Genomic DNA, 25,474 nt, shown 5'->3' on the forward strand with positions numbered 1-25,474 from the left:
TCCTTTGCCTTTGCCCGTTTCATCTCCCCCCCAATGTATCCGCCGCGCTTTCGGCGCCGCGGGCGGCCGGAGGTGCGGGCACCCCGCCGCCGGCTAGCCGCGACTGAACCTTGCGCAGGTCGGCAAAACGCAGGATCGCATCCACCAGGTCGTCGCCGGTGGAGAGCTCCAGAACATCCATTCCGGCACTCGAAAAGGCGTCGAGCAGGGCTTCCTCCGCCCGCGCCGCCTCGGCCGCGAAGCGTCTGCGAAAACCCCGGTCGCCGGTATCGACGAACACCTGCTCGCCGCTTTCGGCATCCTGGAAGACCCAGAGCCCGATATCGGGCAGCGCCGCCTCCAGGGGGTCGGTCAGCCGCACCGCCACGCCCTCGTGGCGCCGGCTCAGCTGGTTCAGCGTCTTTTCCCAGCCGGGCCGGGAGATGAAGTCGGATACGATGAAGATCAGCGACCGCCGCTTGATCGCCGCCAGCGACCGGCCGAGAAAGCCGCCGAGATCGGTCTGGGGCGCGCGCAGCAGGCGCGGGTGGGCCTGGATCTTGTCGATCATGTGCAGCACATGCAGCCGCCCGCTGCGGGGCGGGACGACGAAATCGTTGAGCCCGTCGTAGAGCACCGCCCCGACCTTGTTGCCCTGCCGGGTCAGGAGCCGCGCGAGCACGGCGGTGAACTCGCTCAGCATCTGCCGCTTGCTGACATCGCCCGAGCCGAAATCCACCGACGGGCTGAGGTCGACCAGAAACCAGGCCGTGACCTCGCGATCCTCGTTGAACACGCGCACGTGGGGCGTCTGGGTACGGGCCGTCACGTTCCAGTCGATGTGGCGCACATCGTCGTAGGCCTGATATTCGCGCAGGTCGGCCAGATCCAGCCCGAAGCCGCGGAACAGGGTGCGGTAATCACCCTGCAGCAGCCCGTCGAGCTGCCGGATCACCGTCCATTCCAGCCGGCGCAGAAGGGATTCAGCCTGATGCGGCGATGCGGACATGGGCCTCCAATGGCTTTTCGGGTGCCGGGATCGCCGTCAGGATCCGGGAAACGATCTGGTCGGCGGAGATGGATTCGGAAAGCGCTTCGTAAGACAGGACGATGCGATGGCGCAGCACGTCGGCCGTGACGTCGATCACATCCTCCGGCAGCACGTAGTCGCGGCCGCGCAGGAAGGCGAGCGCCCGTCCCGCCGCGATCATGTTGATGGTCGCGCGCGGCGACGCGCCGTAAAGGATCAGCCGGCCCAGATCCTGGATGCCGGCCTTTTCCGGGTCGCGGGTCGCCGCCACCACCCGCACGGCGAACTGGATGAGGGACGGATCGACATAGAGCGAGCGGCAGCGGGCCTGCAGGGCGAGCAATTGCCCGGTATCGGTGACCCGCGCCACGGCCTGCGTCGCCCCGGTGACGCGCGAGACGATGACGAACTCCTCCTCCTCGCTGGGATAGCCGACGAGAACCTTCATCATGAAGCGGTCGACCTGCGCCTCGGGCAGGGGATAGGTGCCCTCGGTCTCGATCGGGTTCTGCGTGGCCATGACCACGAAGGGATTGGGCACCTTGTGGGTCTCGCCGGCGATGGTCACCTGCCGCTCCTGCATCACCTCGAGCAGGGCGCTCTGCACCTTCGCCGGGGCGCGGTTGATTTCGTCCGCGAGCAGCAGATTGGCGAAGACCGGGCCGAGCGAGGTGGTGAAATCGCCGGTCTTCTGGTTGTAGATGCGGGTGCCGATGAGGTCGGACGGCACGAGGTCCGGCGTGAACTGGATACGCCGGAACGTGCCCTGGATCGCCTGGGCCAGCGTGTTGACGGTGAGCGTCTTGGCGAGGCCGGGCACGCCTTCGACCAGCAGGTGCCCCTCGGCCAGAAGGGCCACCAGCACGCGCTCCAGGAAGTGATCCTGGCCGACAACGACCTTTTTCACCTCGTAAAGGATATGCTCCATCTGCGAGGCGGCCTGTGCGGAAGTAATGGCGGGTTGGTTCATGGCTCCTGCCGGTCCTGTTCTAGAGCGGGGATTCCCCGAGTGCCGAGGCGGCGTTCTCGATCGGCACGGCAAAACCGATGCCGACGAAGGTGCGCGCGCCGGATGGGTTGAGAATGGCGGTGACGATGCCCACGACCTCGCCGTCGGCATTGACCAGCGGCCCGCCGGAATTGCCGGGATTGGCGGCAGCGTCGAACTGGATGAGGTTGGTCATCACCCGCCCACCCTTCTCACCGAATTGCCGCTTGAGGCCGGAGACCACCCCGGCGGAGGCCGACGGCCCGATGCCGAAGGGGAAACCCACGGCCACCACGTCGTCGCCGGGACGCAGATTGGCCGTGGAGGCGAGCGTCGCAGGCGCGAGATCGTCGGGCAGGGTGGAGGGCCGGATGACCGCCAGGTCGTTTTCCGGCTGCGCGCCGATGATCGTCGCATCCGATTCCGTCCCGTCCCAGAACACGACCCGCAGCTGCGGCGCGGCGCGGGCGACATGCAGGTTGGTCAGGATCGTGCCCTCGTCGTCGATGACGACGCCCGTGCCGACGGACGTGGACTTCTCATGCAGATCCTCGTCCGCGCCTTCCTTCGCCTTCGCATCGGGAGCCGCCTTCGCATCGGGAGCGGGCTGGCGGTCGGCCTTCGGGGCCTCGGCTTGCCTTGTTCCGTCGTTCGGCTTTTCGGCCTCGGGGTTTGCGGCCTGCGGTTTTTCGCTTTGCGGCTTTTCGGTGCTCGGCTTTTCGGCCTGCTGCTTTTCGGTCTGTTGTTTTTCGGCTTGCTGCTTTTCTGCTTTCGGGTCGTAGCCCCTCACCAGCACCACCGAGCCGATGATCTTGGCATAAGCCAGCGAACTCACCGATGGTGGTCGCGGCCGTTCCTCCAGGGCGAAATTGACCGCCGCATTCAGTTGCCGCTGGGTGAGACGCTGCGCCGGCGGCTGCAGGGCAAGATAGAGGCCGACCACGCCCAGCGTCGTCGCCACGCTGACGGCCACCAGCAGCTTGCCCTGGTGGCGGCCGTAGAGCCCCGCCCACCACCGGCCCAGAAGCTGCCGCAGCGTCGGGCCTTCATCCTGGGGAGGCGCTATATAGACCGGGTCGCCGCCTCCGGGCGCAGTCCACGGTATACCGCCCGCGCCGCGCGGTTTGCCGGATTTGCTATAGATCGCTCGCCTTTTCATGGCTGGGTCCCCTGATCGTTCCATAAGTCGGGTGCCCTGCGCGCGTCATAAGACCGCATTATTAGTAAGCTAGAGGCGAGAACTTCTTCTGCCAATAAGAAATCCTGCAACCCAGGTATCACTCTCCTAAACGTGAGGGACGTGCTAAATGTTCCTCCAGTGCGTAACCTACTGTACAATCAAATCTATTGGGGCGGCGTCAGCCACGATGTCCGCGTGACTGTCCGAACGAAATATAGCGCGGATGCGGTGCGTGGAGCCGGGTCGGCGCGGCGTGATTCTCTCGCGGGACCCCCCATCACCCCGAGGATGACGCCGCCTGAAACCCCTGAATGGCTGCGCGCCGGCGGGGTGGGCCGGCTATCGCTGCGCCTGCCTGCGGCGGGAGAGTTCGTAGCCGGTGGCGCCGATGATGGCGGCAGCGATCATGACGAGCGCCAGCGCGTTGACCGCGGGCGTGAGGCCGGTGCGGACCTTGGTGGCGATGAAGACCGTGAGCGGCGTCTCGAAACCGCGCACGAACAGCGTCGTGTTGTAGTTCTCGATCGACTGCAGCAGTGCCAGGAACGCCGACGCGACGAGCGCGGGCTTCAGGAACGGCAGCAGCACCCGGCGGAACATCATGATCTTCGAAGCGCCGAGGCCGAGCGCCGCCTCCTCCTGCGTCCGGTCGAAACGCTGGAGGCGGGCGGTGACCATCAGCATCACATAGCAGATGATGAAGCTCGTCTGCGCCACGACGATCAGGAACAGGCCGCCGCCGACGCCCAGTTGCCGCCACAGGACGAGCGTTGCAATGCCGATCACCACCCCGGGCGTGAGCAGCGGCGACACCATGACCGCGTAGAGCAGGCTGCGGGCGCGGCCGTTGAGGCCCGTGAGCAGCAGCGCCGCCGCGGTGCCGACCGGCAGCGCGACCAGCACGACGAAGAAGGCGATGGCCGCCGAGGTCCATACCGCATGCCACATGGCCCCATCCGCCCACAGCGCGGAGAACCATTCCAGCGTCGTGCCCTGCCACGGCGTGACGGTCGGAAAGCGGCTGGTGTTGAAGGTGGCCGCGCTCATCACCGCGAGCGGCATGAAAAGATACAGGAAAAAGGCCGCCATGTAGAAACGGAACAGCGCCTTCGCGATCCAGCCGCCGCCCTTCATTTCGCCACCTCGGCCAGGCTGACGCGGGCAAGCCTGAGCGCGGCCAGCACGACGATCAGGCACAGCACGAGCAGCACGAGCGCATAGGCCGCGCCTCGGTTCCAGTCGCCGCCCTCGAAGAACCAGTTGTAGATGATCTCGGTGAACCAGCGGCTTCCCGGCGCGCCCAGCAGCGCCGGGGCCACGTAGGAGCCGGCCGCGAGCATGAAGGTGAAGACGCAGCCCGTGGCGATGCCCGCCTTGGCATGGGGCACCACCACGCGCCAGTGAATGCGCCACACCGGCGCGCCCAGATCCCGCGCGGCCTCGATCTGCGCCTTGTCGAGGCTTTCGATGGCGTTGTAGATCGGAAACAGCATGAACAGGATGTAGGCATAGACCATGCCGGCCAGCACGCCAGCGTCGCCCTGCCAGCGCACCGGCTCGTCAATGATGCCGAGGCCCGTCAAAAGCGCGTTCAGCGGCCCGCGATAGGCCAGCAGGATGTACCACGCCAGGGTGCGCAGCACCTCGTTGATCCAGAAGGGAATGGTGAGCGCCACCAGCGCCAGCGCCGTCTGGTTGCGGGTGGCGTGCTGCGCCAGCCAATAGGCCAGCGGATAGCACACCACGAAGGTGGTGAAGGCAACGAGCGCGCTCGCCCAGACGGTCTTGACGAAGATCGCCCGGTGCACCTGCTCGTTGAACAGGTAGAGGAGGTTGTCGAGCGAGTAGACGTCCTCCGGCCCGCCGATCCGCGCCGGCGGCAGATTGGGCCGCAGCGCATAGTCGATCATCATCAGGTTGGGCGCCAGCACCATGCCCGCGAGCCACAGGAAGACCAGAGCGAGGATGACCGTGCCGGGGCCGTGTCCGAAACGGCGCAGGATCTCAGCCATCGGGCAGCACCGTCGCGTGGTCGGTGCGGAAGGAGAACGCCGCCGTGGCGCCCACCGGCGGAGCATCGGCCATGGCGGTGCTGGCGATCGAGGCGATGAGCGGCGCGCCGTTCTGCCGCGTGCCGTAAGCCAGGGCGAAGGCCCCCTCGAAATCGATCCGTTCGATCCGCGCGCTGAGGCCGTTTTCGGCCCCGCCGCCGGCGACCAGCGCCTCGGGCCGGACGTAGAGCTTCGCCGCCGCGCCCGGAGCGAGGCCGGGCCCGGCGCGCCCGCGCAGGGTTTCCGTGCCGGTCTCGACCGTCGCCATTCCGTCCGTAATAGCGCTCACCCGGCCGGCGAAGGCGTTGTTCTCGCCCACGAAAGTGGCGATGAAGGGCGTGGCGGGATTGTCGTAGAGGTCATGCGGGGTGCCGACCTGCTCCACCGATCCGCCGTTCATGACCGCGATGCGGTCCGACATCGCGAGCGCCTCGGACTGGTCGTGGGTGATGTAGATGAAGGTGACGCCGGTGCGCTTCTGCAGGGCGCGCAGCTCCGCCCGCATGTGCTGGCGCAGCTTCAGGTCGAGCGCCGACAGCGGCTCGTCGAGCAGCAGCACCTGCGGCTCGATGGCGAGCGCCCGCGCGATGGCGACACGCTGGCGCTGGCCGCCCGACAACTCGCCGGGCAGGCGGTCGCCATAGCCTTTCAGGGCGATCAGTTCCAGCAGTTCCTCGGCCCTTGCCCGGCGCTTCGCCCGCGCCACGCCGCGCGCTTCCAGACCGAAGGCGATATTCTCCCACACCGGCATCAGCGGAAACAGCGCCAGCGACTGGAAGATCATCGCCGTCGGCCGTTGGTCCGGCCCCAAGCCCTTCATGGCGCGCCCGGCAATCGCGATGCTGCCGGACGTGGGTTCGAGGAAGCCGGCGATCATCCGCAGCACGGTCGTCTTGCCGCAGCCCGAGGGGCCGAGAATGGAGAAGAACTCTCCCCCGCCCACCGTCAGGGAGACATCGTTGACGGCGCGCGTGGTGCCGAAAACCATGTTGATCCTGTCAAGCTCGACCGAATGCATACGCGCTCCGAAAACGGGATAAGGCGATCGGGTCGCGGCCCGCAATTCCCTGATTCAAAACGAATTCCTGCCAGCCAGACGAATCTGTCAGGCCGACACGACATCTATAGCACGATCCCCGGCCGCCGGTATCGCGGGCGGGAAAAATCATGTGCAAACAGCCGGCGGGGCGTGGATGGCCCCGGTGTGGAGGCCGTGGCGCAAGCGCGTCCGGCCCCGCCGTGCCGGGCGGATCAGGCCGAGAGGAAGCGGTCCTGATATTCGTTGCGCTTGGAGACGTACCAGTTCTCCTGCACCGGCCACCACCACAGCCTGTCGAGCGCGTCGTCCGGATAGGCGTTGGCGAAGAAGGTCTTGGCCTGATCGGACAGCAGGTCGGCCGCGCCGACGGCGGTCGAGTTGATCGCGGTGGCGTTGGAGTACAGCGCACCGGCCTCCGGCGTCAGGAACCAGTTGATGAAGGCGTAGGCCTGATCGATGTTCTTGGCGCCGACGGGGATGGCAAAGCCCTCAAGCCAGGCGAGCGCGCCTTCCGTGGGGGCGATGAAGCCGACGGGCAGACCTTCCTTGGCGAGCGCGGCGGCGGTCGAATCCCACGTCTGGCCGATCGTCGCGCCGTTGACGCGGAACGCGCCCTGGGCCTCGTTCTCGTTCGACCAGAACTGCACGATGTTGCCCTTGCGCGCGATCGCTTCGGCCAGGATCACGTCGAAGATCTCGACCTGCGCCTCGGGGGTCTTGAAGGCGTCGAGCAGCGGGCGCGGCAGCTTGCCTTCCTTCTCCAGCCACAGGCCGAGGCCGACGAGGCTGGAGTGGCCGCGCACGGTGGCCTTGCCGGCGTTCTCCGGCTTCCAGATGTCGCCATAGGAAGCCTGGCCGTATTCCAGCGGCGACTTGTCGCGGTCGAACGCGAGCGCCTCGGTGCCCCAGTCGGCGGGCACCTGATAGCGCTTGCCGTCCACGACCGCGCCGAACGCTTCCGAGTTCTTCCAGATGCTCGGCAGGACGCGGGCCACTTCGACCTTCGATTCGTCGATCGGCTGGATGAGGCCGAACTCGACGTAGTTCGGGACGCGGTCAACGGTCGGCCAGATGATGTCGAAGCCGGCACCCTGGTTGGCGCGCAGCTGGTTCAGCAGTTCGTCGTTGGTGCCGTAGGGCGTGTAGTTCGCCTTGATGCCGGTGGCCTTCTCGAAGGCGGCGATCAGCTCGTCGGTGATGTAGCCGGCCCAGGCGAAGATGTTGACCGTGCCCGACGAGCCTTGCGCAAAGCCCTTGCGCGAGACGAAGGGGGCGGCGAGAGAAACGCCCGCAAGGGCGGCCGCGCTCTTCAGAACAGCGCGTCTCGGGATCGCTTTCATTGCAGGAGTCTCCTTCCAGATCGGATCGATGAACGCAGGCTAGACACCTCTTGTTACAAATCCACGACGGCCGCTGGGGCTCCCAGCCCGACGAGGGGCCGGCCGGGCGGGGCGAAATCGCCCCGCTGTCATCCCGGTGTCAACGAAACCCTCTATCCAGTCGCCAGCGGAATTGCACACCTGTGCAAGCGGGAGTGGACATGCAGCCGGATACCTTTCTCGAACTCGACGGCATCGCCTGCAGCTACGGCGACACGCGGGTGTTGGAGGATATCAGCCTCGCCGTCGGCCGGGGCGAATTCGTCGCTCTGCTCGGGTCGTCGGGCTGCGGCAAGACGACGGTGCTGCGCGTGCTGGCCGGGTTCGTTTCGCCCACGGCCGGAAGGGTGCGGCTGCGCCGCCAGGACGTCACGGATCTGCCGCCGGACCGGCGCGGCGTGTCGCTGGTCTTCCAGTCCTATGCGCTTTGGCCGCACATGACCGTCGCGCAGAACATCGGCTACGGGCTTCGCCTGAAGGGCACGCCGAAGGCGGAAAGGGCCGCCCGCGTCGGCGCGATCCAGTCGATGCTCGGCCTCGACGGCCTCGGCGATCGCAAGCCCTCGGCCCTGTCCGGCGGCCAGCGCCAGCGCGTCGCCATCGCCCGGGCGCTCGCCATCGAGCCGCAGGTGCTGCTGCTCGACGAGCCGCTGTCGAACCTCGACGCCCGCATCCGGCTCGCCGTGCGCCACGAATTGCGCGCACTGCAGCGCCGCCTCGGCATCACCGCGGTCCACGTGACGCACGATCGCGAGGAAGCCATGGTCATGGCCGACCGGATCGTCATCCTGAACGCCGGGCGGATCGCCCAGCAGGGAACGCCGGAGGACGTCTACAACCGCCCCGCTTCCGCCTTCGTCGCGGCTTTCATGGGCGCCGAGAACGTCGTTCCGCTCAGCGGCGCGCCGGCGGGCGACCGTTTCGTGATTGCCGCCGGGCCGGCCAACGCCGAGGGCAGCGTGCCGCTTGCCGGCCGCCCGCTGGGCTCCGGAGCGGTCGAGGCGCGATTCCGTCCGGAGGCCGCCCGCGTCGACGAGGCGGGCACAGAACCCTTGGAGGCGGACGGCTTCGTCTTCCGGGGCGAGATCGCCGCCGTCAGCTATCCCGGCGGCCACTGGCGCCACACCGTCCGCCTCGGCGAGGCCGAGATCCTGGCCGACGCCCCGCGTGCCTTCGCCCCCGGCGCACGCGTGGATGTGCATGTCGCCTCCGATGCCCTTTTCCTCTTCGACCGGCCGGATATCCGCCCTCCGGTCGTTCAAGGTTCCCGGCAAGATACCCCTACCGCGGCCGGGAAGATGCCTGCCTGATCCGTTCAACGCTGGAGAATACCGTCATGAAGAGAATGTCCTATGCGGCTCTTGCCGTCGTGCTTGCGGCCCTTCCCGTCAGGGCCGAGGAACTGACGGTCGCCACGGCCGGCGACCAGAACATGGTGGACTACATCAACCAGTATCTCGGCCCGCTCTTCGAAAAGACCTATCCGGGCAACACCGTGCGCGCCATCGGTACCGGCCCCGGCGACGCCGGCTCGCAGAAGCTGCTCGAGCGCTTCGACGCGCAGGCCGCCGCCAACAGCGCCACCTGGGACGTCGACGTCGCCGTCGTCCATGAGAAGTTCGCCGGCCCGATGGTCGAGAAGGGCTACCTCGACAAGTACCGTGACGCGATCTCGACGGGCAAGCTCGTCACCCGCGACAACGCGAAGAACGCGCTCGGCGCCGATGTCGACGGCTATGTGATGCCGATGTTCAACAGCCAGACCGCCATCGCCTACAATCCGGCGCTCGTCTCCAACCCGCCGAAGAGCTATGACGAGCTCGCCGAATGGGCGAAGGCCAATCCGAAGCAGTTCGGCTACAACGGCATCAAGGGCGGCGCTTCCGGCGTCAGCTTCGTGATGGGCTGGGTCTACGCCTTCGGCGACGGCGATGCGCAGAACCTGCAGGCCGGCCCCTTCAAGGAAGACGAAACCCAGAAGTGGGACGGCGCCTTCAAGAGCCTCGCCGACTTCACGCAGAACGCGACGCTGACGCCCGGCAACGCCGGCACGCTCGACCTGCTGAGCCGCGGCGAGATCGCCATGGGGCCGGTGTGGGTCGACATGTTCTATTCCTGGCAGGCCAACGGCCAGTTGCCGCCGGACCTGAAGCTCGTCCTGCCCGCGCCCGGCATGCCCGGCCAGCCGATGCACTATGTCATCCCCGAGAAGACCGCCCACAAGGATCTGGCGCGCAAGTTCATCGAACTCGCGACCAGCCCCGAGGTGCAGGCGGAAGGCATCGTCAAGCGCTTCAACTGGTATCCCGGCATCGACGCCGACCATGTGAAGGCGAAGCTCGACGAGGCCACCTGGAACCAGCTCTTCGTCGACATCACGCCTGAAGACCTCGCCACCAAGGGCAAGCCCTTCCCGCTCGCCGAGTACAACACCGCCATCCTCGAAGCCTACGAGCGGTCGGTGAAGTAAGCCTCCCAGGCTCCCCGGCCGGGCCGGGGAGCCGTCCCACAAAGGTCTCGTCCCGTGCCCAGACGTCTTCTCGGCCTTGCCCTCGTCACGCCCGCGCTCGCGGTGATCGCGCTCTTCTTCATCCTGCCGCTCGTGCTGTCGGCCATCGGCGCCTTCGTGGTGGAGGGCGGCGGTTTCGGCTGGGACAATTTCGCCAAGAGCGTCGATCTCTACAGGCGGGATATCGTGTTCACGATGCTGATCGTCAGCCTGTCGACCATCCTGACGGGCCTGGCCGCGATCGCCATCGGCGGCTACCTCACGCTCGGCGAGCATCCGATCGCCGTCGCCATCCTGCGCTGGCTCTACCGCTGGCCGCTCTTCATTCCCTTCATCGTCGTCGGGCAGATCCTGCGCACTTTTCTGGCCAAGAACGGCATCATGAACAATGTCGCCATCGGCCTCGGCCTGATCACGCCGCTGGAGGCGCAGAGCTTTCTCGACTGGCGCGGCATCGTGATCGCCTTCGTCTGGAAGCAGACGCCCTTCGTCGCGCTGCTCGTGGCCGGCGCCATGGCCTCCGTGAACCGCGAGACGATCGAGGCCGCCCGCAATCTCGGCGCATCGAAGCCGCGCATCCTGTTCGAGATCCTGGTGCCGCAGGTGACGATGACGCTCACCGTCGGCCTGATCCTGTCCTTCGTGACGATGATGTCGGTGTTGTCCGTGCCGCTGATGATCAACGCCCAGTCGCCCACCATGCTGACGGCCGACATCGCCTTCCGCGTCAACGCGTATGGCGACTACGGGGTCGCCAACGCGCTCGGCCTGATATCGCTGGCGCTCGCCGCCTCCGTCGCCTGGATCTATCTGCGCCAGAGCATGAAGGAACGCGCATGAGCATGCCGGCCAAATCCCTTTCCGTCAGGTCCGGTTCCTCCCTGTCCCTCGCCGGGCTCGCGCCCGCGCTCTGGTGGGTGCCGCGCGGCCTGATCCTGGGCGTTCTCGCCTTCTTCATCTTCGGGCCGCTCGCCAACATGCTGCTGTGGACGGTGGCCGAGAAGTGGTATTTTCCGCACACGCTGCCGCTGCAATACGGATTCAGCGCGTGGGAAAACGTCTTCGCCCCGCGCGGCGGTGCCATGGAATCGCTGCAGAATTCGCTCATCGTCGCGGTTCTCACGGTCGTCGTCTCGCTCATGCTCGCCATTCCGGCCGGCTACGCTCTGGCGCGGCTGAACCTGCCGATGCGCGGCCTGATCCTGCTCGCCTTCCTGATCCCGCAGGCCTTTCCGAACCTCACGGTCTACGTCAACATCGCGCGCATCTTCTACGAGATCCGCCTCAACGGCACGATCGCGGGCGTAGTGCTGGTGCACGTCTCGCACGGGCTCGTCTATGCGGTCTGGATCGCGACCGCGGCCTTCGCGGCCGTCGACCTCGAGCTGGAGCAGGCGGCGCGCTGTGCCGGCGCCGGGCGGCTGCGCGCCTTCGTCGACATCACGCTGCCGCTCGCCGCGCCGGGGCTGATGGCGAGCGCCATCTTCGTCTTCCTCGAAAGCCTTGACGAGTTCACCGGCAGCTATTTCGTCGGCGCGCCGGACGTGACGACGCTGCCGCTGCTCCTCTACACCGCCGGCGCCGGCGGCAACTACCAGATCGCCTCCATCACCGCGCTGCTTTTGCTGATCCCGTCGCTGGTCTTTATGCTCGTCGTCGAGCGATTCCTGAAGGCGGACGTCCTGTCGCGCGTCGGGCACTGAGGAGACGGGCATGGTCGATGGAGACGGCAAGCCGCAGCCGCGCATGCGTTTCGTCAGCGCCGAGCAGGTGGCGCAACGCGCCGGCGTGTCCCGGTCGGCCGTGTCGCGCACCTTCACGCCCGGCGCGAGCGTCGCCCCGGCGACGCGCGAGCGGGTGCTCGCGGCCGCCCGCGAGCTCGGCTACCAGGTGAACGATCTGGCGCGCGGCGTGCTCGCGAACCAGAGCCGGCTGGTCGGGATCGTCGCGACGAAGCCGGAAGTCGGCTTCCGCGCCCATCTCGCCGCGGCGCTTGCCAAGGCGCTCATCGCGCGCGGCAACATCCCGGTGCTCATCAACACCGGCCAGACCGAGACGGAACTGCTGGCGGCGCAGCGCACGCTGATCGGCCACCGGGCGGCGGCGACCGTGATCCTGTCCGGCTCGCCGCCGGAAAGCTTCTTCGATCTCGCCCGCCGCAACGGTCAGCCGCTCGTCGTCATCGGCCGTTCCGAACCGGGCGCCGATCACGTGCGTGCCGGCAATTCCGAAGCCTCGCGCAAGGCGGCGGCGGCGTTCGTGCGGAGCGGACGGACGCGGCTCGCCATCGCCGGATCGGCGTCCGGCACGCCGAGCATCCGCGAGCGCGAAACCGCCTTCCAGGCAGAGGCCGATCGTCTCGGTGCCAGTGTCACCATCGGACGCGGCGCCGATTCGGACTATGAAGGCGGGTGTGACGCGGCGCGTGTCCTGTTCGCCGGCGGGGAACGGCCGCAGGCGGTCTTCTGCGCGAACGACCAGATCGCCTTCGGGGTGATGGATGTCATCCGCCTGGAGCTCGGCCTCGCCGTGCCGCGCGACGTGGCCGTCATCGGCTTCGACGACGTGCCGGAGGCCGCATGGCTCAGCTACCGCCTGACGACCTTCCGCCAGGACCCCATCGCCATGGCGGACCGCGCGGTCGAACTGATCGGCCGCCGCCTCGCGGAGCCCGACATGCCGCCCGCCTACGAGCGCATCATCCCGGATTTGGTCGTCCGCCAGAGTTTCGTTCCCGCCTGATGTCGTCCCCGCCCGATTCCAAGGAAGCCATGATCAGCGAATTTCCCGACGATCCGCGATTTGCCCTCGCGAGAGACGTCATCCTCGACGCCGGCCGGGCGGCTCTCGCCTTCTTCGCCGATCCTTCGTCCCTGCGGACGGAGGCCAAGCTCGGCGGACAGGATGTCGTCAGCGAGGCGGACAGGGCGGTGGAAGAGCTGATCCGCGGGCGTATCGGCCAGGTCTTTCCCGACGACGGCATTCTCGGCGAGGAACAGGGGCTCGTCGCCGGTTCCTCGGGCTTCCTCTGGGTGGTCGATCCCATCGATGGCACCAGTTGCTTCCTGCACGGGCTCGACCAGTGGTGCATCTCGATCGCGGTGATGGACGGCCCGGAAACGGTCCTGGGCCTGATCCACAGGCCGACGACGGGCGACCTTTTCGTGGCGCGCAAGCACGGCGGGGCGTTCCTGAACGGCCGGCCGATGCGCGTCGACGCCGCCGCCTTCATAGACTCGGCCCTCGTCGGCGTCGGTGCCAATTTCCGCATTCCGGCCGGCCGCATCGCGGCCTTCATCCGCGTTCTTCTCGAAGCGGGCGGGATGTTCGTGCGCAGCGGTTCCGGAGCGCTGATGCTGGCGGAAGTCGCGAGCGGCCGCCTTGCCGGCTATTACGAGCCGCACATCAACGCCTGGGACTGCATGGCGGGCCTGCTGCTGATCCGGGAGGCGGGCGGATGGACGGCCCCGTTCCCCCCCGCGGGCGCGGGGCTTCTCGACGGCGGCCCGGTGATCGGCTGCGCGGGCGGCGTCGGCGACGACCTGCGCGCCCTCGTCGAACGCTCGCTCGAAATCGCCGCAGCGGAACCCTGAAGCTGATTCAATTCGGGATTCCGGCAAGGCCGGCGGCGTCGCGCTGTCCGCGCGCACGCCATCCCGCTCCCCGATATCGACATGCGATCGGGCCGCGGTCGCCGGAAGCGCGACCGGCGGTCAGCGCTCCCGACTATTGAGCCAATGGCGGAATAACAGATAAGCCAGCACGCCGGCGAGAAAGGGAATCAGCAAATCCATGTCCGCACCATGCCGCCCGGTAACGGTATTTTTATGTCCGGCGCGCATCAATGCCGCTTCCTCGCCCGAATTTTGGCGGCCGGGGCGTTCGGCCCGGGTCGCAATGGCGGGGCAGGGGGTGCCATCCCCCGTGAAACCGAGATATCGTCGTGCCCGCTGAATCGCATCTGGAGGGGCTGGAGCCGCGGAACATTCGACCGGAATCGCGCCGCCGCTCTATCCATTTGTTAATGCATCAAATTTTTCCAGAAAGTGCGCGCACTTTCTGGTTTGATGTTATAGCAGGAGGCGGACATGAAGCTTACCCGCATGAGCATCGGTACTTTCAACCTCTACAATCTGAATGAGCCGGGCGTGGCGATCTATACCAACCGGGAGGGCTGGACCAAGGCGCAGTACGACAGGAAGATCGACTGGACGCAGCGCACCATCAGCCAGCTTCGGCCGGACATCTTCGGCTTTCAGGAACTCTGGCACCGGGAGTCGATCGCACGCGCGCTCGAAGCCTCCGGCCTTGCCGGGGAATACGACCTGCTCGTCCCGGAAGACGCCGTCGGCACGCACATCGTCTGCGCGGCCATCGTGCGCAAGGGCCTGCTCGTGGGCGAGCCGGAATGGATCGTGCAGTTTCCGGAGGAATTCATTCTGAGAAGTTCCGGCGACGATCCGCAGACGCCGGCCATCAGCGTCAACATCGACCGCTTCTCCCGCCCGGTGCTGCACTTCACGGTGAGCCCGCGCGAGGACGAGGAGCCGGTGCATGTCTATGTCTGCCACCTGAAATCGAAAAGCCCGACACAGGTCTATCGCGAGGACTGGTTCAAGGCGGACGAGGTCTACAAGAAGCACCAGAACAACCTCGGCGCCGCGATCTCGACCATCCGCCGTACCGCCGAGGCGGCGGCGCTGCGTTTCATGCTGACGGAGCAGATGAAGGGCACGCGCACGCCGGTCGTCGTGCTCGGCGACATCAACGACGCGCAGAACAGCAACACGGCCAATATCCTGACCGAGCAGCCACGCTATCTCGTCGGCGATTCCATGGGCGGCGGCGATGTCAGCCTCTATACGGCGCAGACGCTGCAGGAATACCGTTCGACGCGCGACGTGTACTACACCCACATTTTCCAGGACATGATGGAATCCCTCGACCACATCCTGGTCAGCGAGGAATTTTACGACAACAGCCGCCGCCGGCTGTGGATGTTCGACGGCATGACCGTCAACAACGATCATCTCAGCTTCGACGACCACAAGGAAAGCGGCACCAACGATCACGGCGTGATCCGCGCGGTCTTCAAGTACAAGCCGATCAAGGCGGAAGCCCGGCAGATCGCGGGGGAGACGAGCTGACGTTTCACGCCTGTTCCGTCGTGGCCCCAGGGGCGATCCGCGACGGCTGCCGCTTTGACAGGCTCATGCTCCTGTGCCACAAGCCAGCCGGTCCACGACATCGATGGCGATGCGGCCGAATCCGGATCATCAATGCGGGCGCTCATGATGGAACAGACAGTGGCGCAGCCACGTTGGACGGACGAGATCTGGCCTCGCCTGCCGCCGCCGGTCGTCGCGCTGATCGCCTATGCGGGCGCTGCGGCGCTGGGGCTTTACTTCTGCCGGCTGACTTTTCCGGCCGCGCTCATCTTCCCGGCTGCGCCGCCGGATGGCTTTCCCCTCCTCGACGCGGCGCAGCATATCGCCGGACAGCGGTATTTCATCGCCGACGACTGGCGCTGGCCGCTGCTGACCGCCGCGAATCTGGGCACCCCTGACGGCACGAACATCGCCTTCGTCGACGCGATCCCCATTTTCGCCATCATCCTGAAATCCATACGCGGGCTGCTGCCGGAGGGGTTTCACGGCATCCTGCTGTGGTACGCCATCAGCCTCGCGCTCCAGCCCGTCGCCGCCGTGTGGTGCCTGCGGGCGGCGGGGGAGAAGCGCCTCGTTCCCGCGATTTGCATCGCCGTCATTTCCCTGTGCATCCCCGCGTGGTGGAACCGTTTCGGCCATGCCGCCCTGACGGGGCATTTCCTCCTGCTGCTGGCCGTGGGGGGATATTTTCACCTGTCGCGGCACGGCACGGCGCTGCGGTGGCTGGCGGCGCTGCTGCTGAACGTCGTGGCGCTTCTCGTGCATCCGTACCTGTTCTTCATGACGAGCGCCATCCTGCTCGCGGTTCCCGTGACGGCGCTCGTGCGGCGCGATGGCACGTGGTGGACGCAGGGCCTCTATGCGGGCGCGTTCGCGGCATCGTCCCTTCTCGTCGCCAAGGTGCTCGGCTACACCGGCGCGCAGGGAGGGGGGCACTTCGGCGCCTATGCCATGAACCTGCTCTCCCCTTTCTGGCCCTCGTGGTCGTCCCTGCTGCGCTTCGATCTGCCGCGGGTCGAGACGACGCCGGGCAGTGAGTGGGAGGGCTATAACTACCTCGGCATCGGCATCCTGTTTCTTCTGCTGACGGTCGTCGTGCTCCGGGCGCGGTCGCTGGGAGAACCGCTCCGCCGGCATGCGGGCCTTCTGCTGGTCGCGCTCGGCCTGGGGGTGCTGTCTCTCTCCAACAACATCGGCATCGGCTCGCTCGTGTTCATGGACGTGTACCCGACGAATGCCATCCTCGACAATTTCAGGTCGTCGGCGCGCATGTTCTGGGCCGTCACCTACATCCTGCTGGTCGCGCTGGTGCTCGGTGCGCTGCATCTGCGCCCGAAGTGGCTTGGCCTGAGCCTCGTCGTGGTCGCGGCGCTGCTTCAGCTTCGGGACACGGTGGAGATGCGCATGGGGCTGATGTGGTATCTGGAGGGGCATGCGTTCGTCGAGTGGCCGGTAGACGCCGCCAACCTGCGTCGCGTTTTCGCCGACAGCCGCGAACTCACCCTGATACCCGGTTTCGCTTGCGGCATGAGCGAGGAGGAGAAGGTGCGGGCCGTCGCCACGATACTGATTGCGTCGGAAACGGCTCTGCCCGTCAACACGATGTACGTCGCCCGTTGGCAGCGGCCGCCGTCGTGCGCCGACGAGCAGTTCGCAAGGGCACCGTTCAGGGATGGCGAGGCCCGCGTCCTGCTGCCGAGCGCAAGCGACGGGCTCCGGGAGGCCATTCCCGATCGCGACGCGCACTGCCGCGCCTATGGCGAACTCCTCGTCTGCGCCGCCGACCGGCAGAATCTGCCGCAGGCGGGGGCAGGGCCTGCGGGGGTAGAGCAGGGTGTCGAGATCGGTCAGTAGCCCGATGGCGCCGACGGCGCAGTCGCCCGGTTGAACCGTGCCGATAGCTGCTGCAACCCCTGCACGAGCAGGCCGACATCCGTTCCGACCGCAACGAAATTGGCGCCCATTTCCAGATATCGTCGGGCCGCTGCTTCCGCCGTCGCCAGGATTCCGAAGGGCATACCCGCCCTTTTCAGGGTATCGGCGAGTTCGGCTATCACGGCCTGAACCTCCGGATGGTCGGGATGCCCCAGATGGCCGAACGCGGCAGCGAGATCGGAAGGCCCGATGAAGACGCCGTCGATACCTTCCGTCTTGAGGATCGCATCGATGTTTTCCACGCCTCGCCTGGTTTCGATCTGGATCAGCAATCCGATGCCGGCTCCTGCCCGGTCCAGATAGTCCGGGATGCGGTTGAAGTCCGACGCCCGGGCGAGCGCGCTTCCCACGCCACGCACCCCGCGCGGCGGATAGTGAACGGCGGCCACGATCGCCTGCGCCTGGGCGGCGGTCTCGACCATGGGAATCAGCAGATTTTGACATCCGATATCGAGCAGTTGCTTGATGATAGGGGTGTCACCGTAAGGCGGCCTGACCACGGATTGCGCGCCGGCGCCCTGTACGACCTGGAGCTGCGCAAGGGTCGACCGGATGTCATTGGGTGCGTGCTCCCCGTCGATCACCACCCAGTCAAACCCTGCGCCCGCGCAGATCTCCGCCGTATAGGCGTTAGCCAATCCAAGCCAAAGACCGAACTGAGGCTCGGCCTTCGCAAGTCGTTCCTTGAAGAGATTCGGCCGCATCGATCAGACCTCCCTATGCCGTTCCAGCAGGCGACGAGCCTTCTCGTATATAGGATAATCGACGAACCGTCCGCGGACTTTCACCGCCGCCTCGCCGATTCTCTCGGCCGCCCGGAAGCCATCCACGATCTCCCTTGCCTCCGCGAGTTCTTCCGCCGACGGGGTAAAGGCAGCATTCGCGATCGCAACCTGCTCCGGATGGATGCAGGCCTTGCCGGCGAATCCCATGTCCCTCGCCAGGGCGGCAGACGCGCTCAACGCTTCGAGGTCGCCGATCCAGGGAAACGACGTGTCCAGCGGCGGCTCCAGCCCGGCTGCGCGGGACTGCATGACGATGGACGCGCGCGCATGATGGAGATCGGCCTCATCCTTGCGGTAGGTGATGCCGGTATCGAGCGTGTAGTCCCAGGCGCCGAAAGACAGGCGCCTGAAGCGAGGCGGAAGGTTGCGCAATTCGCCGAGATTGGCCACGCCCGAAGCCGTTTCGATCGTGGGTATGACCTCGATGGCATGGCGTTCCAGACCTGCCTCCGTTTCGAGCGCACACAGCAACCAATCGACGGTAGCCAGCGCGGCCGCCGTTTCGCAGCGCGGCAATACGATGCCCTTCAGACCCGGTCGCACGACGGCCTTGAAGTCGGCAAAGGAGTGATCGCTGTGAAGGCCGTTGACCCGAACGTAGAAAGGCCGCTCGGGCCCGGCCTGCAGAAGGGTGCCGATAGCTGTGCGCGCTTCGGCCTTTTGAGCCTCGGGAACGGCATCTTCAATATCCAGGCACACGGCGTCGGCATCACCGGCCAAAGCCTTGGCACATTTCCTCGGTTGGTTTCCTGGCGCAAACAATAGCGATCGCAAGCGCATCACGTGCTCCTCTCAGGCGACCTCCAGTCGGTAGTCGTGGATGACGTCCGGATCCGGGCCTTCGCCGAGACCGGGGCCGGGATTGAGTTCGAAATTGCCGCCCTTGGGCAACATTCTATCGCCGAACAGGCTGGCTTCGAGGTCGAGCAGAAACCATTCCACAAGCGTGGTGCGCGTGCCGGCCGCGGCCAGATGGACCGTCGCCACGAAGCCGGGTCCGAAATAGGGCGAATGCGGCTTCATCTGGATGTTCCTGGCTTCGCAAAGAGCCTGAACCTCCAGGAACGCGCTGATCCCTCCGACCTTGGTGACGCTCGGCTGAACGAAGGTGACGGCACCTGCCTCTATCATGCGGGAGAACTCGCCGGCGCCGCAGGCATTTTCTCCCGCCGCCAGAGCCACACCGCTTTTCGACTGGAGTTGCGCGAGCGCCGGGTAGTCGTCAGGCGGATAGAGCGGCTCCTCCAGCCAGAGAATATCGAACTCCTTGAAAGCATTTGCTCTCTGGAGGGCCTCCTCCGGCGTCCACGGACAATTCACATCCACCATCAGGGGCGTGGCAGGTCCACAAACTTCCCGCGCCGCCCTGACATTGTCCACCGTCATTTCATGCAGTTTCACGGACCTGAAACCCATGGCCAGGGACCGGCGACACATGTCGCGAACGACATCCGTATCGTTGTATTTGAAGAGGCTCGCGTAGCCCGGAACCGTCTCATGGCGGCCGGGGCCGAGCAGGTTCCGCAGCGGCGTCCCTGCGGCCTTCGCCTTGAGGTCCCACAAGGCGATGTCGAGGCCCGAAAGAGCATACTGCATCACGCCGTTCTGTCCGAAGAGATGCAGCGGCTGCGCAACCTCCCGCATGAAGGTGGCAATATCGCCGACATTGCGGCCGACCACGAGAGGGGCGATGCAGCTGTCGAAGGCTGATTTCACCGCGCCCCAGCACGTGTAGGAAAACGCGTCGCCCCAGCCCACCAGGCCCTGATCGGTCTCGAGGCGGATCAAGGTGATGAATATCCGCGACCAGTTCTGGCCGCGGAAACCGGCGGTTTCGGCGCCGTGGGTGAATGGAATTCCCAGCGCTATCGTTTCGGCTTTGGCTATTTTCATGATGGCGTCCCGGCTCGCTTACCTGAAACGCCGGAAATCTGGCGCACGCTTTTCCCTGAAGGCACGAATGCCCTCCTGCTGCTCGTCCGTGTCGAAATAGCCCGGTATGTGCTTGCGGCCCATGTCGTCCTGCCGCAACCCGACGATCGGCCTGACCGCTTCCTTGAAGCTGGCCTTGAGCAGCTTCAGGACGGACGGAGAGGCCTTCAGGAGACCGTCGGCGAACCGGCGGACTTCATCGTCCAGCTCGGCATAAGGCACGACCGCGTTGACCAGGCCCCAGTCCATCATGTGCTGCGCACTGTAGCGGCGGCAGGTCATCCACATTTCGCGGGCCCGTTTCTGCCCCAGCACGGCCGCCGCATATGCAACCGTAAATCCGGCGGCCGGCGAGCCGACCCGGGGACCGTTCTGCCCGAAAATGGCATGGTCGGCCGCTATCGTGAGATCGCAGACATAGGCCATGTGATTGCCGCCGCCGATCGCATATCCGTTCACGCGAGCGATGACCGGCTTGGGGCAATCGATGATGTGGTTATGCAGTTCGTATTCGTGGGACTGGAATTCCGCCGTCGATTCCCAGTTGATGTCGCCACCCGCGCAGAACGCCCGCTCTCCCGCGCCGGTAATGACGACGACGCCCACCGACTTGTCTTCACCGGCGGCAGCGAGCGCATCCTGCATCTCGTCCAGCGTCTCGGGGGTGAAGGCGTTGAGGACATGCGGGCGATTGATGGTGATCTGCGCGATATCGCGGTCCACCGCGTAAAGGATGTCTTTGTACATGATGTCCTCCGCCTATCCATGCGCCAGCGCGCGGATCGCCTCGATTGCCTCGGGATTGGTAAGGGACGACGTGTCTCCCGTGGGATCGCCGTTGACGGCGGCACGGACCGCTCGGCGCATGATTTTCATGTTGCGGGTTTTCGGCAGATCCGCGGCGATCAGGACACGCTCCGGCTTGAACGATTTTCCGAGCTCCCTGGCGACGGCATCGGAAGCCAGGCGCTCGAGCTCTCTGGTGTCGGATCCCTGCTTGAAGGGGACGCACACCGCGATAATGGCCGTGCCCTTGCTTTCGCTGGGCTGTCCTATCACGGCACATTCCCTGAACTGGCCCGTATTCATGATGGCGTTCTCGATTTCGGAGGGACCCACGCGCTTGCCGGACACCTTCAGCGTGTCGTCCGATCGCCCATGAAGGAACCAGTCCCCGTCGGCATCGCGGGAAGCAAAGTCGCCATGCACCCAGACGCCGGGAATTTTCTGCCAGTAGTTGTCGATGTAGCGCTCGGGCTCGTTCCACAAACCCTTGATGAGCCCGATGGAGGGCTGCCGCATGATCAGTTCGCCAAAAACGCCGGGAGGCACCTTGTTGCCTTCCAGATCCACGACGTCGGCCCCCATCCCCGGGATGGCGATGGAGAATGAGCCGATCTTCAGCGGATGGTGGAGATCGCAATTGAGGATGGAGCCGCTGACCTCCGTGCCGCCGGCGCTGTTGAGAATAGGCACCCGCTTCTTGCCGACGACCTCGAACAGCCAGCGCCAGGGCCGCTCCGTCCACGATTCGCCGCCCGTCAGCACGATCCTGAGCGACGAAAGGTCATGCTTCGTGACCTCCTGGTCGCCATAGGTCATCAGCAGCCTGATCAACGCCGGCGCAAGCTCGACATTGGTCACCTTGTACCGTTCGATAATCTGCCAATAGCGGTCGACATTCGGATAGTCGGGCGTGCCTTCGGCGATGACGAGGCTGCCGCCGTGCACGGATGGCAGGGTCGCAAGCTTCGAGCCGACCATCCATCCCATGTCGGCCATGCAGAAGTGCCGGTCGGTTTCGCGGAAATCCGTCAGGATTCCATGGTCGAGGACCATTTTGGTGACGAGGCCGATGTGGGTATAGATGCCCCCTTTCGGGCGCCCCGTGGTTCCCGACGTGTAATGCAGGACCGCCGGTGAATCGGCCACCATCGGCTGGGTCGGCCAGGACGGATCGCCAGCATCGACAAGATCCTGCCAGCGATGGTCCCGGCCATCCCTGAATCCGCACGGAAGGCCCAGGCGGTCGACCGTGACGATGCTGATCGGAAGGTCACCCACCGCCTCGTCGGCTATAGCCTTCATCGCGACAGGCTTGCCGCGCCGGAGGGTGCCGTCGGACGTCAGGAGGACTTTGGCGCCGCTGAGCGTCAGGCGCTCCGACACGGCGCCCGCCCCGAATCCCGAAAACAGGGGCATGACCACAGCGCCGAGCTTGACGGTCGCGAAGTAGCCGACCAGGGCCTCCGGCACCAGCGGCATGTAGAGCGCGACCACATCCCCGATGCCGACGCCCAGGGATTTCAGCACCGACGCGAAGCGGCACACCAGTTCATCGAACTGCCGGTATGTATAGGTGCGTTCGTCACCCGTTTCAGAAACCCAGATCAGGAAGGTCTTGTCATGGATGGGCGTGTTCCTGTGCCGATCGATGCAGTTCAAGACCATGTTCGTCTTGCCGCCGAGGCACCAGCGGGCCCATTCGATGCCGCCGCTGACATCCATGACGGTGTGATAGGGCTCGTAGAACTGCAGATCCCCATAGCGGATCACCGCGTCCCAGAAAGCCGACGGATCCCGCTCGCTCCATTCCGCCATATCCTCGAAAGTCCGCAACCCGTTCCGCCTGAGGAATTCGGTCTGTCGCGTGGATGCGATCAGTTCCGGTGTCGGAACCCATTGATAGGCGTTGTCTTCCTCCACAGGCATTGCGGCCTCTCCGCTTTCAAACACCATCGGCTGATACGCTAGTTACAATATGCTACATATTTTTACAACCATAAAAACATGTTGCAGGATACCTTTTCAATATGTCATCGCCAAATCGCCCGCTTGGCTTTATTCTCGACCAATGTCGGGGTATGCTTCCGGGAGGTCGCCCTCTATGGGAAGGCCGCGGCAAACGGACCGGAATACGGGATTTGGTGAACCGAGAGGAGACGATGGACACCCCTGTAACGACAAAGCCTGCAGGTGTCGAAAAGGCGTCGTCCGTTCCTGCACGGCAGGGCGTCGATCTGAGCGACCATGTCTATCACAAGCTTTTCAGCAAGATTTCTTCGGGAGAGTTTGCCCAGCATGAACGCCTGCCCAGCGAGAACGAGATGGCCGATGAGTATGGCGTCTCCCGGCCTGTCGTGCGCACGGCCCTGAAGCGGTTGCGCAACGACGGACTCATCTATTCGCGCCAGGGTTCGGGCAGCTATGTGCAGGTGAGCAGCCACGAGCCCGTGGTCGGCTTCGGCGCAGTCGGAACGATCGCCGATATCCAGCGCTGCTACGAAGTCAGGATTTCCTTCGAAAGGGATGCTGCATATTACGCGGCGCTTCGGGCCAATCACGCCGCCATCGCCGAGATCAAGGCCGCCGCCGAGCGACTGGAGACGGCGGCGAGAAACTCGGACTATGAAGGCGGCGCCGATTTCGATTTCCATTTCGCAGTCGCAAGGGCAGCGAACAACAGGTACTATACGCAGTTCCTGACGGCGCTGCGGGAACACATCACCATCGGCATGAGAGTTGGCGGCACCTGCCTGACCGGGCCCAACCGGGCGATCGATTTCGTGATCGCCGAGCATCGCGCCATCACCAAGGCCATCATGGCCAAGGATGCCGTGGGTGCCCAGAAGGCCATGGAAACCCACATCGCCAATGCACGGGCGCGCGTGTTCGAGGGAAAATTGCTGGATCTGTCGCTCTGATCCGCCGATCGGTCCGGCGGATCAGAGCGACCCCGTTCAGACGAACGTGCCTTCGACCCGCCCCAGTTCGCCATAATCGGCAACGAAACTCGAGCCTCGGGCCACATGCTGGGGGATGGTGCAGCCACCGGTCGATACGATTTGCCCGGCCTCGAGCGTGATGCCGCGGCGGGATAGAATGTTGACCGTTTCCGCCGCCACCTCCAGCGGAATGCACCGGTCGTCGCCCAGCACGTTTTCCGCCGGCCCCAGACCATCAACCGACATGTTGATGGTCAAATTCTGGATCTGTTCCGCGGACCAGTTCCTCGTTCCCTTTCCGATCACGAGCCCCATGCCGGTGCCGTTGTCGGCGATCTCGTCGTGGGTCGTCAGGCGGGGCGCGTCCGGCCCCTTCGGGAAACGGTTGCCGATGATTTCGATCGTCGGCACCAACTCCACCTTGGCCGCAATCTCCGCAACGCTGTACGGCTGCTGGCGCGGCGGCATGTCTTCGAGAAAGCGGATGCCGAACTCCCCTTCCACCCGCGCATCGGGAAACATGGCGGCAGGCAGGCTTGCGGGGCTCTCGAAGATGGTGCCGCGAAACACGCGCCCGATGATCGGCCCCGAATGTCCTTCCCGGCGTTGAATGGCGGGGCTCGTGGCCCCCATCTTCCAGCCGCCTACCGGCTCGCCGATAATGGCGGCCATCTCGTCCTGGATGGCGTATGCCTCCTGCCTGTCTTTTGGCCGCAGATCATCCGCGAGCATCTCCGTCAGCGACGAGCGCTCCAGCCAGGCCGCAGCCAACTTTCTCGCGGCTTCCTTGGTCGATTTCGTGTCCATGGGGATTTCCTTCCTCCCTTGATCGATGGGCTTCACAAGCCGACAGATCCATACTTGTAATAGCCAAGTTCGTCGGCATGCAAGTTTGATCTTGTAATTATATGTAAAATGTGATGGTGTTCTTCTGCGTGGGATCGGAGGATGGCACGGTACAACCTATCGTACCGGACTGATGGAGGAAAAGATGAGTGAAACCCGCAACCGCATTGCCGTCGTGACCGGCTCCTCCCGCGGGATAGGCCGCGCCGTGGCAGCCAGGCTGGCATCCGACGGCATGGACATTCTTCTCGTCTCGCGTTCCGAGACGAAGCTCGCGGAGGCTGCGACCGCTGTAAGGAGTGCGGGCACACGCGTTGAATATTGTGCCGCCGACCTGGCCGAACCGTCGGCGGCGGAGCGGGTCAAGCAAGCTGCCATGCAACATTTCGGCAAAGTGGACGTGCTGGTCAACAGCGCGGGCGCAACGAAAGGCGGATCTTTCCTGACGCTCTCGGACGAAACCTGGATGGACGGTTTTGCACTCAAATTCTTTGGGGCCATGCGGATCTCCAGGGCGCTGTGGCCGCTTCTCGCCGCATCGAAGGGCAATCTCGTCAACATTGTCGGCGGTTTCGCCCGCACGCCCGATCCGGACTTCCTCATCGGTGGCGCCGTCAATGCCGCCCTCGCCAATTTTACCAAAGGCTTGTCGAAGCAGGGCATGCGGGATGGCGTGGTCGTAAACGCCATCCACCCCGGCACGACCGTCACGGATCGACTGCATGATATCGCCAGGACCCGGTCCGAATTGGAAGGCAAGACGGAGGAGGAGATCATAGCCTCCATGGCGGAGCGCGAGAAAATCCAGCGTCTCGGCCGGCCGGAGGACGTGGCCAACCTCGTGAGCTTTCTCTGCAGCCCGCAGTCCCGGCACATTCAGGGCGTCTCGATCTCTGTCGACGGCGGGGCGACAGCCGGTCTGTACTAG

General features: G+C 65.3%; 24 protein-coding genes. 10 read left to right on the forward strand and 14 right to left on the reverse strand.

The window, feature by feature from the left end; all coding sequences use genetic code 11:
• Positions 1–19: 19 nt before the first annotated feature.
• The 7 genes from ACUSIJ_RS06140 to ACUSIJ_RS06170 all read right to left on the reverse strand — a co-directional run bounded on the left by ACUSIJ_RS06140 (position 20) and on the right by ACUSIJ_RS06170 (position 7,607).
• Entirely contained in the window at positions 20–988 is a 969-nt protein-coding gene (locus ACUSIJ_RS06140) for a DUF58 domain-containing protein (RefSeq protein WP_449307494.1), read from the reverse strand.
• A complete protein-coding gene (locus tag ACUSIJ_RS06145) occupies positions 963–1,979 on the reverse strand; it encodes an AAA family ATPase (protein ID WP_449307495.1) in 1,017 nt (338 codons plus the stop codon). Before ACUSIJ_RS06145 ends, ACUSIJ_RS06140 begins: the two co-directional genes overlap by 26 nt.
• A 19-nt stretch (positions 1,980–1,998) precedes the next feature.
• Positions 1,999–3,156: a trypsin-like peptidase domain-containing protein gene (locus ACUSIJ_RS06150; RefSeq protein WP_449307496.1), complete on the reverse strand. Its 1,158-nt coding sequence runs from the start codon at positions 3,154–3,156 to the stop codon at positions 1,999–2,001.
• Positions 3,157–3,516: 360 nt separating this feature from the next.
• Complete coding sequence (locus ACUSIJ_RS06155; protein WP_449307497.1) at positions 3,517–4,311, reverse strand: ABC transporter permease; 795 nt, start codon at positions 4,309–4,311, stop codon at positions 3,517–3,519.
• On the reverse strand, positions 4,308–5,189 hold the full coding sequence (locus ACUSIJ_RS06160) for an ABC transporter permease (protein WP_449307498.1): 882 nt from the start codon (positions 5,187–5,189) through the stop codon (positions 4,308–4,310). Before ACUSIJ_RS06160 ends, ACUSIJ_RS06155 begins: the two co-directional genes overlap by 4 nt.
• Positions 5,182–6,246, reverse strand: a complete 1,065-nt coding sequence (locus ACUSIJ_RS06165; protein WP_449307499.1) for an ABC transporter ATP-binding protein — start codon at positions 6,244–6,246, stop codon at positions 5,182–5,184. The genes ACUSIJ_RS06160 and ACUSIJ_RS06165 overlap by 8 nt, the downstream gene beginning before the upstream one ends.
• Positions 6,247–6,479: 233 nt before the next feature.
• Complete coding sequence (locus tag ACUSIJ_RS06170; protein WP_449307500.1) at positions 6,480–7,607, reverse strand: extracellular solute-binding protein; 1,128 nt, start codon at positions 7,605–7,607, stop codon at positions 6,480–6,482.
• Between the two features lie 200 nt (positions 7,608–7,807).
• Between ACUSIJ_RS06170 and ACUSIJ_RS06175 the strand changes: the two genes are divergently transcribed.
• The 6 genes from ACUSIJ_RS06175 to ACUSIJ_RS06200 are packed head-to-tail and all read left to right on the forward strand — an operon-like array spanning position 7,808 to position 13,748.
• Entirely contained in the window at positions 7,808–8,956 is a 1,149-nt protein-coding gene (locus ACUSIJ_RS06175; protein ID WP_449307501.1) for an ABC transporter ATP-binding protein, read from the forward strand.
• A gap of 26 nt (positions 8,957–8,982) precedes the next feature.
• A complete protein-coding gene (locus ACUSIJ_RS06180) occupies positions 8,983–10,116 on the forward strand; it encodes an ABC transporter substrate-binding protein (RefSeq protein WP_449307502.1) in 1,134 nt (377 codons plus the stop codon).
• A gap of 54 nt (positions 10,117–10,170) precedes the next feature.
• A complete protein-coding gene (locus tag ACUSIJ_RS06185) occupies positions 10,171–10,995 on the forward strand; it encodes an ABC transporter permease (protein ID WP_449307503.1) in 825 nt (274 codons plus the stop codon).
• 2 nt (positions 10,996–10,997) lie between these two features.
• The gene (locus tag ACUSIJ_RS06190; protein ID WP_449307504.1) at positions 10,998–11,858 is read left to right on the forward strand and encodes an ABC transporter permease; all 861 of its coding nucleotides are present in this window, start codon (positions 10,998–11,000) and stop codon (positions 11,856–11,858) included.
• Positions 11,859–11,868: 10 nt separating this feature from the next.
• Positions 11,869–12,897: a LacI family DNA-binding transcriptional regulator gene (locus ACUSIJ_RS06195; protein ID WP_449307505.1), complete on the forward strand. Its 1,029-nt coding sequence runs from the start codon at positions 11,869–11,871 to the stop codon at positions 12,895–12,897.
• Between the two features lie 29 nt (positions 12,898–12,926).
• Positions 12,927–13,748 carry an inositol monophosphatase family protein gene (locus ACUSIJ_RS06200; RefSeq protein WP_449307506.1) on the forward strand — a complete coding sequence of 274 codons (822 nt, stop codon included), beginning with the start codon at positions 12,927–12,929 and terminating at the stop codon, positions 13,746–13,748.
• Positions 13,749–13,868: 120 nt separating this feature from the next.
• Here the strand turns inward: ACUSIJ_RS06200 and ACUSIJ_RS06205 are convergent, their stop codons facing one another.
• Positions 13,869–13,997 (reverse strand): hypothetical protein, encoded by a 129-nt coding sequence (locus tag ACUSIJ_RS06205; RefSeq protein ID WP_449307507.1) that lies wholly within the window; start codon positions 13,995–13,997, stop codon positions 13,869–13,871.
• A gap of 246 nt (positions 13,998–14,243) precedes the next feature.
• Here ACUSIJ_RS06205 and ACUSIJ_RS06210 point away from each other — a divergent pair, with 246 nt between their 5' ends.
• Positions 14,244–15,302 (forward strand): endonuclease/exonuclease/phosphatase family protein, encoded by a 1,059-nt coding sequence (locus tag ACUSIJ_RS06210; RefSeq protein WP_449307508.1) that lies wholly within the window; start codon positions 14,244–14,246, stop codon positions 15,300–15,302.
• 144 nt (positions 15,303–15,446) lie between these two features.
• Positions 15,447–17,177 carry a DUF6311 domain-containing protein gene (locus ACUSIJ_RS06215; RefSeq protein ID WP_449307509.1) on the forward strand — a complete coding sequence of 577 codons (1,731 nt, stop codon included), beginning with the start codon at positions 15,447–15,449 and terminating at the stop codon, positions 17,175–17,177.
• Here the strand turns inward: ACUSIJ_RS06215 and ACUSIJ_RS06220 are convergent.
• The 5 genes from ACUSIJ_RS06220 to ACUSIJ_RS06240 are packed head-to-tail and all read right to left on the reverse strand — an operon-like array spanning position 17,171 to position 22,687.
• Positions 17,171–17,962, reverse strand: coding sequence for an aldolase/citrate lyase family protein (locus tag ACUSIJ_RS06220; protein ID WP_449307510.1), 792 nt, complete (start codon positions 17,960–17,962; stop codon positions 17,171–17,173). The two genes, ACUSIJ_RS06215 and ACUSIJ_RS06220, sit on opposite strands and share 7 nt — an antisense overlap.
• 3 nt (positions 17,963–17,965) lie before the next feature.
• A complete protein-coding gene (locus tag ACUSIJ_RS06225) occupies positions 17,966–18,823 on the reverse strand; it encodes an HpcH/HpaI aldolase/citrate lyase family protein (protein ID WP_449307511.1) in 858 nt (285 codons plus the stop codon).
• 12 nt (positions 18,824–18,835) lie between these two features.
• On the reverse strand, positions 18,836–19,936 hold the full coding sequence (locus ACUSIJ_RS06230; RefSeq protein WP_449307512.1) for a mandelate racemase/muconate lactonizing enzyme family protein: 1,101 nt from the start codon (positions 19,934–19,936) through the stop codon (positions 18,836–18,838).
• Positions 19,937–19,954: 18 nt separating this feature from the next.
• Positions 19,955–20,722, reverse strand: a complete 768-nt coding sequence (locus ACUSIJ_RS06235; RefSeq protein WP_449307513.1) for an enoyl-CoA hydratase-related protein — start codon at positions 20,720–20,722, stop codon at positions 19,955–19,957.
• Positions 20,723–20,734: 12 nt separating this feature from the next.
• On the reverse strand, positions 20,735–22,687 hold the full coding sequence (locus ACUSIJ_RS06240) for an AMP-binding protein (RefSeq protein WP_449307514.1): 1,953 nt from the start codon (positions 22,685–22,687) through the stop codon (positions 20,735–20,737).
• 233 nt (positions 22,688–22,920) lie between these two features.
• On the opposite strand from ACUSIJ_RS06240, the gene ACUSIJ_RS06245 reads away from it, so the two are divergent.
• Entirely contained in the window at positions 22,921–23,679 is a 759-nt protein-coding gene (locus ACUSIJ_RS06245; RefSeq protein WP_449307515.1) for a FadR/GntR family transcriptional regulator, read from the forward strand.
• Positions 23,680–23,715: 36 nt separating this feature from the next.
• On the opposite strand, the gene ACUSIJ_RS06250 is transcribed toward ACUSIJ_RS06245, so the two are convergent.
• The gene (locus ACUSIJ_RS06250) at positions 23,716–24,507 is read right to left on the reverse strand and encodes a 2-keto-4-pentenoate hydratase (RefSeq protein WP_449307516.1); all 792 of its coding nucleotides are present in this window, start codon (positions 24,505–24,507) and stop codon (positions 23,716–23,718) included.
• A gap of 184 nt (positions 24,508–24,691) precedes the next feature.
• Between ACUSIJ_RS06250 and ACUSIJ_RS06255 the strand changes: the two genes are divergently transcribed.
• Positions 24,692–25,474 (forward strand): SDR family oxidoreductase, encoded by a 783-nt coding sequence (locus tag ACUSIJ_RS06255; protein WP_449307517.1) that lies wholly within the window; start codon positions 24,692–24,694, stop codon positions 25,472–25,474.

Source organism: Pseudochelatococcus sp. B33 (assembly GCF_053570585.1).

What these genes read in the sequence shown, in the direction of transcription:
- ACUSIJ_RS06230 (WP_449307512.1), bottom strand. Translation starts at nt 19,936, where the DNA reads ATGAAAATAGCCAAAGCCGAAACGATAGCGCTGGGAATTCCATTCACC.
- ACUSIJ_RS06140 (WP_449307494.1), bottom strand. Translation starts at nt 988, where the DNA reads ATGTCCGCATCGCCGCATCAGGCTGAATCCCTTCTGCGCCGGCTGGAA.
- ACUSIJ_RS06235 (WP_449307513.1), bottom strand. Translation starts at nt 20,722, where the DNA reads ATGTACAAAGACATCCTTTACGCGGTGGACCGCGATATCGCGCAGATC.
- ACUSIJ_RS06190 (WP_449307504.1), top strand. Translation starts at nt 10,998, where the DNA reads ATGCCGGCCAAATCCCTTTCCGTCAGGTCCGGTTCCTCCCTGTCCCTC.
- ACUSIJ_RS06225 (WP_449307511.1), bottom strand. Translation starts at nt 18,823, where the DNA reads ATGCGCTTGCGATCGCTATTGTTTGCGCCAGGAAACCAACCGAGGAAA.
- ACUSIJ_RS06180 (WP_449307502.1), top strand. Translation starts at nt 8,983, where the DNA reads ATGAAGAGAATGTCCTATGCGGCTCTTGCCGTCGTGCTTGCGGCCCTT.
- ACUSIJ_RS06210 (WP_449307508.1), top strand. Translation starts at nt 14,244, where the DNA reads ATGAAGCTTACCCGCATGAGCATCGGTACTTTCAACCTCTACAATCTG.
- ACUSIJ_RS06245 (WP_449307515.1), top strand. Translation starts at nt 22,921, where the DNA reads ATGGACACCCCTGTAACGACAAAGCCTGCAGGTGTCGAAAAGGCGTCG.
- ACUSIJ_RS06255 (WP_449307517.1), top strand. Translation starts at nt 24,692, where the DNA reads ATGAGTGAAACCCGCAACCGCATTGCCGTCGTGACCGGCTCCTCCCGC.
- ACUSIJ_RS06165 (WP_449307499.1), bottom strand. Translation starts at nt 6,246, where the DNA reads ATGCATTCGGTCGAGCTTGACAGGATCAACATGGTTTTCGGCACCACG.
- ACUSIJ_RS06155 (WP_449307497.1), bottom strand. Translation starts at nt 4,311, where the DNA reads ATGAAGGGCGGCGGCTGGATCGCGAAGGCGCTGTTCCGTTTCTACATG.
- ACUSIJ_RS06250 (WP_449307516.1), bottom strand. Translation starts at nt 24,507, where the DNA reads ATGGACACGAAATCGACCAAGGAAGCCGCGAGAAAGTTGGCTGCGGCC.
- ACUSIJ_RS06150 (WP_449307496.1), bottom strand. Translation starts at nt 3,156, where the DNA reads ATGAAAAGGCGAGCGATCTATAGCAAATCCGGCAAACCGCGCGGCGCG.
- ACUSIJ_RS06220 (WP_449307510.1), bottom strand. Translation starts at nt 17,962, where the DNA reads ATGCGGCCGAATCTCTTCAAGGAACGACTTGCGAAGGCCGAGCCTCAG.
- ACUSIJ_RS06195 (WP_449307505.1), top strand. Translation starts at nt 11,869, where the DNA reads ATGGTCGATGGAGACGGCAAGCCGCAGCCGCGCATGCGTTTCGTCAGC.
- ACUSIJ_RS06175 (WP_449307501.1), top strand. Translation starts at nt 7,808, where the DNA reads ATGCAGCCGGATACCTTTCTCGAACTCGACGGCATCGCCTGCAGCTAC.
- ACUSIJ_RS06205 (WP_449307507.1), bottom strand. Translation starts at nt 13,997, where the DNA reads ATGCGCGCCGGACATAAAAATACCGTTACCGGGCGGCATGGTGCGGAC.
- ACUSIJ_RS06160 (WP_449307498.1), bottom strand. Translation starts at nt 5,189, where the DNA reads ATGGCTGAGATCCTGCGCCGTTTCGGACACGGCCCCGGCACGGTCATC.
- ACUSIJ_RS06240 (WP_449307514.1), bottom strand. Translation starts at nt 22,687, where the DNA reads ATGCCTGTGGAGGAAGACAACGCCTATCAATGGGTTCCGACACCGGAA.
- ACUSIJ_RS06145 (WP_449307495.1), bottom strand. Translation starts at nt 1,979, where the DNA reads ATGAACCAACCCGCCATTACTTCCGCACAGGCCGCCTCGCAGATGGAG.
- ACUSIJ_RS06170 (WP_449307500.1), bottom strand. Translation starts at nt 7,607, where the DNA reads ATGAAAGCGATCCCGAGACGCGCTGTTCTGAAGAGCGCGGCCGCCCTT.
- ACUSIJ_RS06215 (WP_449307509.1), top strand. Translation starts at nt 15,447, where the DNA reads ATGATGGAACAGACAGTGGCGCAGCCACGTTGGACGGACGAGATCTGG.
- ACUSIJ_RS06200 (WP_449307506.1), top strand. Translation starts at nt 12,927, where the DNA reads ATGATCAGCGAATTTCCCGACGATCCGCGATTTGCCCTCGCGAGAGAC.